Below are 13640 nucleotides of genomic sequence, written 5' to 3' on the forward strand. Positions count from 1 at the left end.
TATAGGAGTTATCCGTCTTGATTGATCTTTATAAAAAGAGAAGCCTCGGGACTTTTTGTTCTGAGGTTTTATTATTAGTTATATCTGCATTTATATATTCTATTGCTTTTCCAGGTTTTGTCTCAGAGAAGGGATTAGGCTTTATAGCGTTCTTTGCTATAATCCCAGTTTTAATAGTAATTAAGAATACCTCTTGGAAGGCAGTTGGCTTTCATGGCTTTTTATTTGGTGTTGCCTTTTATTGCTTCTTTAATTACTGGCTTCCAAACTTCCATAAGGGAGCAATAGTAATTGTTACAGTAATTAAGGGCACAGAGATGCTAATGCTCTTCTTTGCTCTTAAGGGTGCAGTAACTCTATTTAAGAAGCATGGATATCTATTACAGGGCTTTATTTGGATTAGCTATGCATATCTATCTGAGAGCTGGTTTGCAGGTTATCCATATGGAACAATTGCTTACGCTCTATATCAATATTTACCATTAATCCAAATTGCAGAGTACACAGGTATTTGGTTTATCATTTACATGATAATTGCGCCTCAAGCATATATTGCAAATAATCTTGCAGATAGAGTTAAGAGACAAGGCGATAGATTCTTAGTTTACGTAAAGAAAAATTTATTATTCCCAATTATCTATGTAGCTGTATTTATCGTTTGGCTTATAACTGGTACTATCCAGCTAAGCTATTGGGAAAATGCAAAAGAGGATAGAACCTGGAGAGTTGCAACCATACAGCATAACCATGACTCATGGCAGGGTGGGCTAACAACCTATAGGAGAAACTTCTCTAACCTAAGAAGGTTATCACTTGAAGCTATTAGGCAGAACCCAGATATAGTTGTTTGGTCTGAGACTGCATTTGTCCCATCTGTAAGCTGGCATATGAACTACTCTTATGAGGGTGCAGGTGATACTCTAGGTAATGCTGAGACAGCAGAGCTAGTTAAGGAGTTTGTTTCCTTTGCAGAGGAGCTCGATAAGCCTCTATTAACTGGTAACCCAACAGGTGTATTAAAGGACCCAACAAAGGGACCTATCGACTTAGAAACTGGAGAGCTTAATAGAACAGATTATAACTCAGTTATTTTGTTTGATGATGGAACTATTAAGGCTACCTATAATAAGCAGCACCTAGTACCATTTACTGAACACTTCCCATATCAAAAGCAGCTTCCATGGCTATACAACATCTTAGTTGCTCTCGATTACAACTGGTGGGAGAAGGGTGATGAGCCTGTAGTATTTGAATCTGATGGAGTAAAGTTCTCAACTCCAATTTGCTATGAGGATGTATTTGGATACCTTCCGGCAGAGTTTGTTAAAAATGGTGCTGATGTAATAGTTAATATGACTAACGACCGTTGGTCTGGCTCTGCCGATGCGGCAGTACAGCATGCAACTATTGCAACTCTAAGAAGTGTAGAGACTAGAAAGTCTACAGTAAGAAGTACTAACTCAGGACAAACCTGTATGATACTTCCAACTGGTAAGATCGTTGACCCAGTTGAGCAATTTAAGATGACATACCACATCTATGATGTGCCTGTATATGAGAGTGCAACCTATGGTCACACCTTCTATGTAGAGCACATAGATTACTTAGCTTATGCATCGATTTATATCAGTGCTATTGCACTTATTGTAGGCCTTGCATTAAATATTTTAAGAAGAATTAAAAAATGAATAATACAACAGCTTCCTTAATTGTTATCGGTAGCGAGCTTACTCGCGGAATTATATCAGATAAGCATGGCCAGCTAGTCTCTAGAGAGCTAACTAAGCTTGGCTACCATATATCTCAGATAGTAGCCATCCCTGATGATGGAACTATAGAGCAAATCTTACATGCTTTACTTAAATCAAATGATGTAATAATCATCACTGGTGGACTTGGTCCAACTAGTGATGATATGACGAGACAGGCTATTAGCGATGTAGCAGGAAGGAAGCTTGTAAAGAATGAAGCAGCTTATAGTCGTCTTTATAAGAGAGTTGGAGAGCGTATCCACGGAGCAAATGAGAAGCAAGCTTATTTTCCTGAGGGTTTTGAGACTATTTTAAATCCAAATGGAACTGCTGAGGGCTTCTATGGCTATGCGGGTAATACACTTTTAATATCACTACCAGGACCACCACGTGAGATGGAGCCTATGTTTAGGACAAATGTAATACCATTACTCTCTTCCTTAACAGGCCATGAGTATAAGCCACGCTTAGAGTACTCAACCTTCTTAATTGCTGAGGCTAAGCTAGAGGAGCTCACAAACGATGTTGATAGCTCCATTTCTTGGGGAACAAGGTTCCAGGATTATAGAATATCTTTATATGCTGAGGGCGATGAGGCTGAGTGCGAAAGAGATATGGGTGAGCTTCAAAATAGATGTGGTAAGGAGCTTATAGTTCCAGGTGATGTTACAGCACTATCAGCATTAACCTCATATTTAAGAGAAAATGGATTAACTATAGCAACAGCTGAAAGCTGTACTGGTGGGCTTTGTGCAATGCTCTTAACAGAGGAAGCGGGCTCAAGTGTATATTTTAATGGCTCAGTTGTTTCCTATGCACCAGCTGTAAAGGAGGGTGTATTAGGAGTTAAGAATGAAACTATTAATACCTTTGGAACCGTTAGCACACAGTGTGCTATTGAGATGGCAGAGGGTGCGCTAAAGAAGACAAATAGTGATTACGCCTTTTCAATTACTGGTGTTGCTGGACCTGATAAGAGTGAAGGTAAGGACGTTGGCACTGTTTGCTTTGGCTTTGCTGGTAAAAATAGAGAAAGTGAGTGTGTAATGCTTAAGTTTACATCGTGGGGAAGAGCTTCAATTAGAAGAAAGAGTGCTACTGCAGCTTTTCTTTTAGCTAGATGTTTTATTGAGCATAAGGAGAACCTTATTGACATTACTAGCAGGTGGCATTATATTTAAACCGTTCTGATTACTTCAAAAAGAATTACAATCATTCGATTTAAATATACTCACATAAATTATTCGGAGAAATTTTTTCATGGCAGATGAAGATTTGTTTGAGCAAGGTCTGCTCGAAGCGACTCAGTCAACCGATGAAGGTGAAAAGAAAGAGAAGAGAGTTGTCAAGACCAAGCGAACGATCAAAGTAAAGGTTAAGGCGAAGGAACCTGTAGAGGAAACTAAAGAACCAATAGAGGAGCAGGGTGTCGCTGAGACCGAGAAAGTTGAAAAACCACGTCGTAAAGTACAAAGAAAACCAAAAAAGAAAGTAAATCCTGAGGTAGAGGTAAAGAGTGAGGAGGAGCAGCCTACACTAATTGATGTAGAGACTATTACTCCAGAGCCTGTAGTAGAATTACCTCCTACTCCTGTAGAGGTTGAAGAAAAGCCTCAAGAGGAGATCGCTACTCAAGAGGTAACTCCTACTGAGGAAGCTATAAATGAAGCTAATACAGAGACTCCTTCAGAGAGCGAAAGCGAAGAGAAGAGTGAAGAAGATAGCTCAAAAACAAATAAACAAATAAATCTCAACAAAAAAAATAAGTTTAATAAAAATCAAAAGCCAAAGAGAGAAGAGACTATAGAGGTAAATCTTGAGGAAAACCCAGATGCACCACTACTTTTTGTCTCATATCTTACAACTCTTCCAGTTGATAATCTTCGTGAATTAGCACGCCAAAAGGGTATTGCTGAGGATGTAATCTTAGATTGCAGAAAGCAGGATCTAATTAAGGAGATGTGCCGCTTACACTCCTTTAGTGGTGGAGCATTAATGGTAGAGGGTACTATCGAAATCCTGCCTGACGGCTTTGGCTTCTTAAGATATTCAATAAATAGCTACCTCTCAGGAAGTGAGGATGTATATCTATCTGCTGGTATGATTAGAGGGTGCGGACTAAGAACTGGTGATACAGTATATGGCCAAATTAGAACTCCAAGAGATACTGATAGATTCTACTCAATGTTTAGAGTAATGAAGGTTAATGATCAAACTCCACAGGAGGCTAAGCTCAGAGTTCCTTTCGATACCTTAACACCACTTTTCCCAGATGAGAAATTAGATTTACAATATGTATCAGATAGTGAAAAGCCAGATACTATGGATATCGCAACTAGAGTAGTTGATCTCTTCTGTCCAATCGGAAAGGGACAAAGATCAATTATCGTTGCTCCTCCTAGAACTGGTAAGACTGTATTGATGCAGAAAATCGCTAATGCTATTACAACTAACCATCCAGAGGTTAAGCTCTTTGTTCTTCTTGTTGATGAAAGACCTGAAGAGGTAACAGATATGAGAAGAAATGTTAAGGGAGAGGTTGTAGCCTCAACCTTTGATGAGCAGGCAACTAGACACGTTCAAGTTGCAGAGATGGTAATTGAGAAAGCAAAGCGCTTAGTTGAGCTTCATAAGGATGTAGTAATCCTTCTAGACTCTATTACTCGTTTAGCTAGAGCATATAACCAAACAGTACCTGCATCAGGTAAGATATTGTCTGGTGGTGTTGACTCTAATGCTCTTCATAAGCCAAAGAGATTCTTTGGTGCTGCTAGAAATATCGAAAATGGTGGCTCCTTAACAATTATCTCAACAGCTTTAATTGAGACTGGCTCTAGAATGGATGAGGTTATCTTTGAGGAATTCAAGGGAACAGGTAACAACGAAATAGTTCTCGATAGAAGAATGGCTGATTCAAGAAAGTTCCCAGCAATTAATATTAAAAAGTCTGGAACACGTCGTGATGACTTAATTCTCTCTAAGGATGAGCTAACAAGATTGTGGTTACTTAGAAATGCTGTTTCTAACATGGATGATTTGGAGATGAGTGTATTCCTAATTGACAAGATGAAGAAAACGCACAATAATAAAGAGTTCCTAGCCTCTATGTCTGGTGCTGCAGTAAGCTCTGCGACTCAGACGATGAGCGTGTTAAAATGATGTTAATCATCTGTGAAAGCAGGTGATAGAAGATATAATATTTGGAGGACAATATGAAGAAGGATATTCACCCTAACTATCAGTTACAGGAGATTACATGTTCCTGTGGTAATGTAATTAAGACTAAGTCAACAGCTAAGAGCATGCACGTTGAAATTTGTTCAGCTTGCCACCCATTCTTTACAGGAACTCAGAAGCTCGTAGACTCAACAGGTCGTGTTGAACGCTTCAATAAGAGATACGCTAAGAATAACTAAGATAAAATTTAAACTATTAGGAGGTAGAGCTTTCTACCTCTTTTTTTATCATCAATATAATAAATATCTGAATTCAAAACATTAATTAAATAACTAGATGTACTAATAGAAGTTTTTCTCCAAGTATATTTCAAAAAACTTATTATTTATAATTCCAAGAGATGTTTAAGAATAAATCTTATATTCAAATGATAACAGAGCTTTTTTTCCTCGTACTTGGATTTCAATGTTTATGATTTTAACAGCAGCAAACTTATTGTGCCGATTCATAAGGACAAGCACCTCTCCGACAGAAACTTCACGTGTTCTACTTGTAAAATCAAAGCTTGAAAAGTCAGTATCATCGGGGATGACATGTTGCCCATAACGATATCCTATAAGTTTCACTTTGTCTCTATACGCATATATTGTATTAATGCCGCATTCGCTCCAACTTGTGACAAACTCATAATCACCAGTACCAATAGTAAAACACCCACTATTATTTTTGAAATCAAAAGAAGCTGTTCCTTCCATCAGTGGATTTTGATATTTGGATTTTTCTAAAGTTGTCATGATTGTAATAGAATTTGCGTTTTTATCTGAAAAAGGGTTTTCGCCTAATGCAGGCTTTCTTTTCACATCCTCGTCATATATACGCTCCAACAGTTCTTGATATCTTGCTAAATAGTTGTCATCGTCATTGAAGTCAATGTAACTTTTGGAACCGAAGGCCAATGGCGTTTTTTGAGTACCCAAATTATTACGAATTACTGGGATCACAAAGTAGAGGTGTTGATCACGCAGTAAGCTCTGCGTCATAATCATCGCTTCATAGCCACTCCCTCCATGGCCCAAATTAGCTTTTTGGACATAGGTTTCTGAACAAATACACAAAACAAGATTTGAAGAATTTAAACCTTGTTCCATAAAGAATCGCAGGTCATTACCAAGTCGAAGGTCCCACTGATCAAGAATTACATTAACTCCGTGAGAGCGTAAATCTGTAGCAAGCTTTAGCACCCAATCTTTGTGTGCATCGTTATCATGCGAGTAAGAAATAAAAACATTAGGATTAACCATCTTTATACCTCAATTCTTCGTCCATCAGTTTTGGAAGCAGTCGACTTAGGGCTTGTTTTAGCTCTATATTATGGGAATAGTGCCTTTATACAACTATTTCGTATTTTTCTTTTAAGTTATTTAGCATGGTGTACTTTATCATTCCCTCCCGCTGCATTCTTCCAACTACTATACCAGGTGCAATTCCATTTTCATTCGCAAATTGAATTACACTATTCTCTGAATAATCTCTAATACTTCTGAAAGTTTCAAAAGCATCAGCTGAAATAAGCGTATCACTAGACCATTTATCAGCTGACTTTTCATCATTTTCAGATGTCCCATTTTGTTGCCAAACATGTCCAAGAGCAATATGCCCAAGTTCATGGAAAAGACTGAACCAAAACTTATCCGCGTCCTTACCTCTAGCTGTGAGTCCAACAACAATCTTATTTCCACTTATAAAAGATGCTCCCTGAAGGAATGATCCTTTAAGGTGCGGTAGAAATACCAAAGCTATTCCGCAATCAGCAAGAAATTTCTTAAGCTGTGGACAAAAATCCTCTGGTTTAAGAACCGTCATTTTTCTTATTTCAGGTATAGAAGAAATCAAACCGTTGATATTTATTGGAGCTGTCGGCATATTACGTGCATTAATCTTTGCCTCCTGTGCCCATGCCATCAATGCTAAATCACTTTTTTCTGTAATCGCTAAACGTCTGCAAGCAATTCGCATAATCTGCTTACTCTCAAGAAGTGAGAGTTCAACAACCTCAAAGTATTTCCTTAAGTTAACAACTTTTTCCTTAGCATCTCTAGTCTTTGGAACCCATCCAAATTTTGCCATTTCACTATAGGGAAAATGTTTTACCATTTCATCATCAGCATCTATTGCGTTTTCTGCTTCCGCCTTTATAATCTTCTCTCTGTAAATTGCCTCAAGATTATTCCAAAACTTAGCTGGTACACCTAAAACCACCTCCAGCTTAATAGCGGTCTCTGGTGTAAGCTGAACATCACCATTAATGAGCTTGCTGATATGCTTTTCAGACATATCCATCCTGGCTGCAAACTCCTTCTGGCTCATGCCTCTGTCGTTCAACTGCTCTTTAATTGTCGCCCCAGGTGGCGTTGCAATATAACTATGACTTCTTACCATATTGCTACCTCCTTGACTATTAATGATAATCGACTATTTCCAAAATATTTGCTATTTGGATTTCATCGCCATTCTTCTCGAATACCAATCTGTACGGTTGAACCAAATCCATCGCGTATTGTCCTTTCCTATTCTGCGTGAGAGGATGACACCTTCCGATATGGAACTGTATCAACATCTCAACAGTATCTGCAGCAGCAATTTCATCTATACGCTGATGTATTTTATCGGCCATTTCTCGACCGTAGGTTCTTTCTGCAATTGTGGCATTTGTACAAATCTTTTTGATGCTGTTGTTCTTGTACTTAATATCCAAGCCATCACCTCTATTTGGGATTTACCTATGAGGTAAATTAAATATAGCACTAATATCTCTTTTACTCAATATTTTTATTTATCTCTCAAAACTTTAAAAAGAGATTAGATTTTGGTTATTAATCTCATTTTTTTTTAATAATATAACTAGCTCTTATTTTTATTATTGATAATATATATACAAAATAGCTATCTACACTTGCTTTAAAAGTCAACAAAATTTGAATTTAGTTATCTAACTCTATAATTAAGTATAATTAACAACTTTTGTGTTTAATTTTGTGATTATAATATTGACCTTTAATAAAGCTATGTTATTAGATTGAGATGTGGCCTAACTCGTAGAGCGGTAGGCGGTTTTCACTCCATGTCGCCTTGATATGGAGGTTTAACCTCCAAATCTTAATGATAAGGAGGTGATAGTTATGAATGATTATCAAATCTTTGATTTAATAATTAAAGTAACAGGATTAGTTATTTCAGCAGTAATGCTTGGAATAGCTATCACTAAGAATAATCGCCACTAGCCCACTTCAAATTCTAGTGACGATTTTTTTGTCTCTTAATCTTGGAGTGGAAAACCGTCTATCGATAGGCCACTTCCTATTAAAATAGTAATCTTTCAACTATCGTACGTCAATAATATAGCTTAATTATTTTCTTAACTATACTCATAGAAATAAAGAGATACTTAAGTTTAATTCATTCCTTTAAATTTTAAGAAGAAATCCTAATATCACAATGCTATGAAACTAAAATAATAATCGCCACTAATCCCCTTCAATTTATAGTGGCGATTTATCGCTAAAATATCTTGGAGTGGAAAATCGTCTCTCGATAGTTCACTTCCTACTTGCATAGTAATCGTTCACCTACAACACGTCAATAAATTTTAACTATAGCTTAATACAAAAATAGGACAGAAAAACACATACAGAGACTCTAAGATCACTTGTTTTATTGTATAAAAAATTTATATTGCAACAAATTATGTTAAAATAGTATTATTGCAAAGAATAACGTGAATTGAGGGTCGGTATGGATAAAATAGCTACTTTCCATATGGAAAATTATAAAGTAAAGCCTGATATTATTTGTCAGGTTCCAGGAGTTTGTACCCTAATGGGAGCATTCTCTGATTTCTGCAAAGGCTATTCTATTACAGGAACTGGCACCTTAGGTCTTAGAATATCTATTTCAAAGAGAGATGATGATAGCGTAAGAATTTATAACGCTACTCGAAATGATAAAAAGCAATTCACATTCTCACAAATTAAATATAGAAAGGAAGATAAGTGGGCTAACTTTATAAAGGGTGCAATAAGCATCCTGCTTGAACAAAATATCTTACCTCTACAGGGGTTAGATATAACAATAAAGGGAGCCCTCTTATTTTGTGATAACCTAACTATATCTGTTGCTATTACAGCAGGTATGATATCTGCATTAAATAGTGAGTTTAATTTAAACCTCGATAAGAGTGCAATTATAAGACTTACATATGCTGCTATTACAAAGTTTGCAAATCTTAATTGCCGTTTTAGAGATATCGTAACACTTATGAATGCAGAGGAGGGCAAGGTATTTTGCTTTGACCTTCAGACTATGAACTATGCTCTTCATGATTTTACCTTTTCAGATGATATCTATTGCTTAGTTGTTGATCCTAATGTACCACCTCAGATATTACGTGAGGAGATCGAGGAAAAGAGACAAGATGCTCACGAATGCTGTAAAAAGCTATCAGCATCACTTCCAAATGAATATAAGCTTAGAACATATCCTATTAAGGAATTAAAGAGCCACATTATCTCAGGGCTCTCTGAGCATGAGAGAAGAACCTGTGAGTATGTAATAACAGAGACAAAAGCCGCAGAGCGTGGTATGAAGGCTTTAGAGAGTGGTGATGCAGTTAACTTTGCAAAGCAGCTCTCAAGCATATACTTCGGGATGAGAGATGTATTTGAAATTACCTGTCCTGAGGTTGACTGGCTAATTAAAAGAGCAAGCGAAATAGATGGTATCTATGGAGCCTCATTAGTAAGTAATGGTGCAACTGGCTCAATATTCTTAGTACTTGATAAAAAGGGTGAAGAAGAGTATATGGGTGTACTAAATGAATATAAGAGGATTTTCGATTTTAATCCTGAATTTAGAAGATTTACACCTGGTAGCAATATAAAGGTAATCAAAAATTGATAATACTTCTTACAAATGATGATGGATATCAAAGTGAGGGAATTAATACTCTAGAGAGAGTATTAGCTTCCTATGGCCATGAGATATGGGTTTGTGCACCTAGTGGTAATAGAAGTGCACAATCCCATGCGATGAATATATTATCCCCAGTAACACTTACAAGGTATAAGGAAAACCACTTCCACTGTAGTGGAACTCCTACCGATTGTATCTTATATTCAATTAAGGGAAGAGTGTTTCCAAGTCTTCCTGATGTTGTTATCTCTGGAATCAATCATGGCTACAATTGCTCAGCCGATATCCTATATAGTGGAACTTGTGGAGCTGCTTCTGAAGCAGTATTACAGGGACTTCCGGCTATAGCACTTTCATGTGAGAGCGACGATGATAAAAGCTTTGCTTTTGAATCAGCATCACATTTTGTTGCTAAGAATCTTGATAAGCTAATTAAGCTAACAACAGCTGATTCAATAGTTAATTTAAATTTCCCAACGCCTCATAGTGATAGAGTAGTTCCATCAACACTAGGAATCTTTAAATATCAAGATATAGCACTTCCTGTAGAGAAAACAGCTGATAGCATTACCTTTAAGCTTTCTGCAGCTGCAGATGTTACTAAGATTATAACAAATCCAACAGCTGATAATGACTTCGAGGTCTCTAAGGGTGGTGATATCTCATTAACTGTTTTAAAGGTTCTTCCACTTATCGATGAAGAAAAGCAAAGAGAAGCAATGGAGCTATTTAATGGTTAAGTGGGAGGATATTTGTGACCGCTGTGGATTATGCTGTCATAGAAAAGCTATCTCTGGAGATTATCTCTTACTAGATATAGAGAACCCATGTGAGCACTATGATAAGCAGACACACCTTTGCAAGGTCTATAATAATCGCTTTGAGGTTGAGAAAACCTGTAAGAAGGTAACTCCCTTCTTAGTTGCCTTCTCAGCAGCTCTTCCATCCTCCTGTGCCTATGTTAGGCTCTTTAAGAAATATCATTTAAGATTTAATAAAAAGGAAACTGTTTTAGCTCCAGGATTATTTAATGAAGAGTAATTTATTTTTATTTATTGGGCAATCAAATATGGCAGGCCGTGGAGACTATAGAAAAGCTCCAAAGGCTATTAGTAATAACCTATATGAGTTTAGAGCAATAAGTGACCCAACAAGATTATATCCAGTAGAGGAGCCCTTTGGAGTAAATGAAAACATCATCGGTGGAATTGATGATGGAATAAAGAAAAGTGGCTCCTTAGTAACTTCCTTTATGAATAAATTATACTCATTAACTAAAGCTCCTATAGTAGGAGTTAGTGCTTCAAAGGGTGGAAGCACTATTTCTCAGTGGCAAATAAATTCAGAGTGTGGCTATCTAAAGGATGCGATAAATAGACTCTTATTAGCTAAAAGCTTTCTTAAGGACGAAGTAAAGCATACATATGCTTTATTTCTTCAAGGCGAGAGCGATGGAGACAAAAATACTAGCGAAGAAGAGTATATAGCCCTATTTAATAGTATGTATAGCGAGTTAAAGAGAGCGGGCATTGAGAAGCTCTTTCTAATTGAAATTGGAAGATGTAACATCAAGGGCGAAGAAAAGCGCTATGATGTAATAAGAAATGCTCAAAGAAAGCTTAAGGATGTAACAATCGTATCTTCAATACTAATTAATGAGCCTATGAAAGATGAATTTCACTTCTTTCAGGAGAGCTATAACAAAGTAGGTGAGGATGCAGCTGAGAATGTTGCAAAACTCATTGAATAATATACTTTTATAAATAGTGTAAAAAGAATATACTTTTTTCATTATGAAAGAATTAACTGCAAATCAATTAAGACAAATGTATATTGATTTCTTCGTATCTAAGGGACACCACCAGATCTCTGGTGCTTCTCTTATTCCGGAGAATGACCCAACAGTACTTTTTACTACCGCTGGTATGCACCCACTTGTTCCATATATCCTTGGACAAGAGCATCCTGCAGGTAATATGCTCGTTGACTATCAAAAGTGTATTAGAACTGGTGATATCGATGCTGTAGGTGACCCACACCACCTAACCTTCTTCGAGATGTTAGGTAACTGGTCTCTTGGTGCATACTTTAAGGAAGAAGCTATCGCATATAGCTTTGAGTTCTTAACAAAGCACCTTGGAATCGATCCTGAAAGATTATCAGTAACAGTATTCAAGGGTGATGATGAGGTTCCACGTGATGACGTAGCTGCTGCTAAGTGGGAAAGCCTTGGAATTAGCAAGGATAGAATCTACTTCATGCCACGTGAGGATAACTGGTGGGGACCAGCAGGTGAGACAGGTCCTTGTGGTCCTGACTCAGAGATGTTTATCGATACAGGTCGTCCAGCTTGTGGTCCTGACTGTAAGCCTGGCTGTAAGTGTGGTAAATACTTTGAAATTTGGAACGACGTTTTCATGGGCTATAGAAAGGAAGACGATGGTTCCTTCAAGGAAATGGCAAGAAAGTGTATCGATACAGGTATGGGTATTGAGAGAACTATCGCAATCTTACAGGGTAAGAAGAGCGTATATGAAACAGAGGTATTCCAGCCAATTATCCATAAAATTGAAGCTTTAACAGGTAAAAAATATGGCGAGAACGAGGAAGATGATATTTCAATTAGAATTATCGCTGACCACGTTAGAACCTCATGCTTTATCCTAGGTGACCAGAAGGGTATGGCTCCTTCTAATGTTGGACAAGGCTACATCCTTCGCCGTTTAATCAGAAGAGCTGTAAGACATGGTAAGAAGCTTGGAATCCAAGAGCACTTCCTAAGCGGGCTTGCAGAGGTAGTTCTAGAGCTTTACTCAGCTGCTTATCCAGAGCTTGAAGAGCATAAGGATTTCATCTTTACTGAGCTAGAGAAGGAAGAAGCTAAGTTCTCTGATACTCTCGTTAAGGGTGAAAAGGAATTTGAGAAGATGCTTCCTAACCTCTTAAAGGGTAACTCTAGAGAGATTTCAGGTCGCTTAGCATTTAAGCTTTATGATACATATGGCTTCCCAATTGAGCTTACTGTAGAGCTTGCTAAAGAGCATGGCTTCACAGTAGATGAAAAGGGCTTTGCTGAAGCCTTTGAAAAGCACCAGCAGATCTCACGTGCAGGTGCAGAGGGCACCTTCAAGGGTGGTCTTGCTGATAATAGTGAAGCAACTACAGCCTTACACACAGCTACACACCTCTTACATAAAGCACTATGTGTAGTTCTTGGTGGATATGTAAAGCAGCTTGGTTCAAATATCACAGCTGAACGCTTAAGATTTGACTTTAATAATCCAGCTCCATTAACAAAGGAGCAGATTAAGCAGGTTGAAGATATTGTTAATGAACAGATCCAAAAGGACTTACCAGTTATCTGTGAGACTATGACACTTGAAGAAGCAAGAGAACAGGGAGCTGCTGCTCAGTTCGATGCTAAATATGGTGAGAAGGTTAAGGTATATTCAATTGGTGACTTCTCTAAGGAAGTATGTGGTGGCCCACACGTTGAGCATACTGGCAACATGGGTAAGTTTGTAATTAAGAAGGAACAATCTTCTTCAGCTGGTGTTAGAAGAATTAAAGCTGTATTAGAAAAGTAATTTAATAGTTCTTTAAGAAGAGAGACTGTTGCATGAAAATAATAACCATGCACAGTCTTTTTTTTATAAAGATTCACCCTAAAATCTTCTCTAACAACTTTATTAATGAAACAATTAAACATCTACTTACCATTTTCTGTTGTAATATGACACTTTG

The 13640-nt window shown here is 37.3% G+C and carries 12 protein-coding genes; 9 read left to right on the forward strand and 3 right to left on the reverse strand.

Annotated features, from left to right (window positions below):
* The first annotated feature begins 17 nt into the window (after positions 1–17).
* From lnt to rpmE, 4 genes are all read left to right on the forward strand, one after another.
* Positions 18–1688 carry an apolipoprotein N-acyltransferase gene (gene lnt, locus FYJ80_RS01905; RefSeq protein WP_154424431.1) on the forward strand — a complete coding sequence of 557 codons (1671 nt, stop codon included), beginning with the start codon at positions 18–20 and terminating at the stop codon, positions 1686–1688.
* Positions 1685–2932 (forward strand): CinA family nicotinamide mononucleotide deamidase-related protein, encoded by a 1248-nt coding sequence (locus tag FYJ80_RS01910; protein ID WP_154424432.1) that lies wholly within the window; start codon positions 1685–1687, stop codon positions 2930–2932. The genes lnt and FYJ80_RS01910 overlap by 4 nt, the downstream gene beginning before the upstream one ends.
* Positions 2933–3011: 79 nt before the next feature.
* Positions 3012–4910 (forward strand): transcription termination factor Rho, encoded by a 1899-nt coding sequence (rho, locus tag FYJ80_RS01915; protein WP_154424433.1) that lies wholly within the window; start codon positions 3012–3014, stop codon positions 4908–4910.
* Positions 4911–4963: 53 nt separating this feature from the next.
* Positions 4964–5167: a 50S ribosomal protein L31 gene (rpmE, locus tag FYJ80_RS01920; RefSeq protein ID WP_154424434.1), complete on the forward strand. Its 204-nt coding sequence runs from the start codon at positions 4964–4966 to the stop codon at positions 5165–5167.
* A gap of 165 nt (positions 5168–5332) precedes the next feature.
* Here the strand turns inward: rpmE and FYJ80_RS01925 are convergent, their stop codons facing one another.
* From FYJ80_RS01925 to FYJ80_RS01935, 3 genes are all read right to left on the reverse strand, one after another.
* Positions 5333–6229: a toll/interleukin-1 receptor domain-containing protein gene (locus FYJ80_RS01925; RefSeq protein WP_154424435.1), complete on the reverse strand. Its 897-nt coding sequence runs from the start codon at positions 6227–6229 to the stop codon at positions 5333–5335.
* A gap of 85 nt (positions 6230–6314) precedes the next feature.
* Positions 6315–7367, reverse strand: a complete 1053-nt coding sequence (locus FYJ80_RS01930) for a HigA family addiction module antitoxin (protein ID WP_154424436.1) — start codon at positions 7365–7367, stop codon at positions 6315–6317.
* A gap of 19 nt (positions 7368–7386) precedes the next feature.
* A complete protein-coding gene (locus FYJ80_RS01935; protein ID WP_154424437.1) occupies positions 7387–7683 on the reverse strand; it encodes a type II toxin-antitoxin system RelE/ParE family toxin in 297 nt (98 codons plus the stop codon).
* A gap of 1037 nt (positions 7684–8720) precedes the next feature.
* Here FYJ80_RS01935 and FYJ80_RS01940 point away from each other — a divergent pair.
* Genes FYJ80_RS01940 through FYJ80_RS01960 form a run of 5 tightly spaced genes read left to right on the forward strand, consistent with a single transcriptional unit; the run spans position 8721 to position 13483 of the window.
* Positions 8721–9881 (forward strand): galactokinase, encoded by a 1161-nt coding sequence (locus FYJ80_RS01940; RefSeq protein ID WP_154424438.1) that lies wholly within the window; start codon positions 8721–8723, stop codon positions 9879–9881.
* Positions 9878–10636: a 5'/3'-nucleotidase SurE gene (gene surE, locus FYJ80_RS01945; protein WP_154424439.1), complete on the forward strand. Its 759-nt coding sequence runs from the start codon at positions 9878–9880 to the stop codon at positions 10634–10636. The genes FYJ80_RS01940 and surE overlap by 4 nt, the downstream gene beginning before the upstream one ends.
* Entirely contained in the window at positions 10629–10937 is a 309-nt protein-coding gene (locus tag FYJ80_RS01950; RefSeq protein WP_154424440.1) for a CxxCxxCC domain-containing protein, read from the forward strand. The genes surE and FYJ80_RS01950 overlap by 8 nt, the downstream gene beginning before the upstream one ends.
* On the forward strand, positions 10927–11646 hold the full coding sequence (locus FYJ80_RS01955) for a sialate O-acetylesterase (protein ID WP_154424441.1): 720 nt from the start codon (positions 10927–10929) through the stop codon (positions 11644–11646). Before FYJ80_RS01950 ends, FYJ80_RS01955 begins: the two co-directional genes overlap by 11 nt.
* Positions 11647–11686: 40 nt before the next feature.
* Positions 11687–13483 carry an alanine--tRNA ligase gene (locus FYJ80_RS01960; RefSeq protein WP_276998204.1) on the forward strand — a complete coding sequence of 599 codons (1797 nt, stop codon included), beginning with the start codon at positions 11687–11689 and terminating at the stop codon, positions 13481–13483.
* Positions 13484–13640 lie beyond the last annotated feature (157 nt).

This window comes from Bullifex porci (assembly GCF_009695635.1).
In the GTDB taxonomy this organism is placed as follows: Bacteria; Spirochaetota; Spirochaetia; order Sphaerochaetales; family Sphaerochaetaceae; genus Bullifex; species Bullifex porci.

Excerpts from the sequence above, each read along its gene's own strand:
- FYJ80_RS01910 (WP_154424432.1), top strand. The coding sequence starts at position 1,685 with ATGAATAATACAACAGCTTCCTTAATTGTTATCGGTAGCGAGCTTACT.
- rho (WP_154424433.1), top strand. The coding sequence starts at position 3,012 with ATGGCAGATGAAGATTTGTTTGAGCAAGGTCTGCTCGAAGCGACTCAG.
- rpmE (WP_154424434.1), top strand. The coding sequence starts at position 4,964 with ATGAAGAAGGATATTCACCCTAACTATCAGTTACAGGAGATTACATGT.
- FYJ80_RS01925 (WP_154424435.1), bottom strand. The coding sequence starts at position 6,229 with ATGGTTAATCCTAATGTTTTTATTTCTTACTCGCATGATAACGATGCA.
- FYJ80_RS01930 (WP_154424436.1), bottom strand. The coding sequence starts at position 7,367 with ATGGTAAGAAGTCATAGTTATATTGCAACGCCACCTGGGGCGACAATT.
- FYJ80_RS01940 (WP_154424438.1), top strand. The coding sequence starts at position 8,721 with ATGGATAAAATAGCTACTTTCCATATGGAAAATTATAAAGTAAAGCCT.
- FYJ80_RS01950 (WP_154424440.1), top strand. The coding sequence starts at position 10,629 with ATGGTTAAGTGGGAGGATATTTGTGACCGCTGTGGATTATGCTGTCAT.
- FYJ80_RS01955 (WP_154424441.1), top strand. The coding sequence starts at position 10,927 with ATGAAGAGTAATTTATTTTTATTTATTGGGCAATCAAATATGGCAGGC.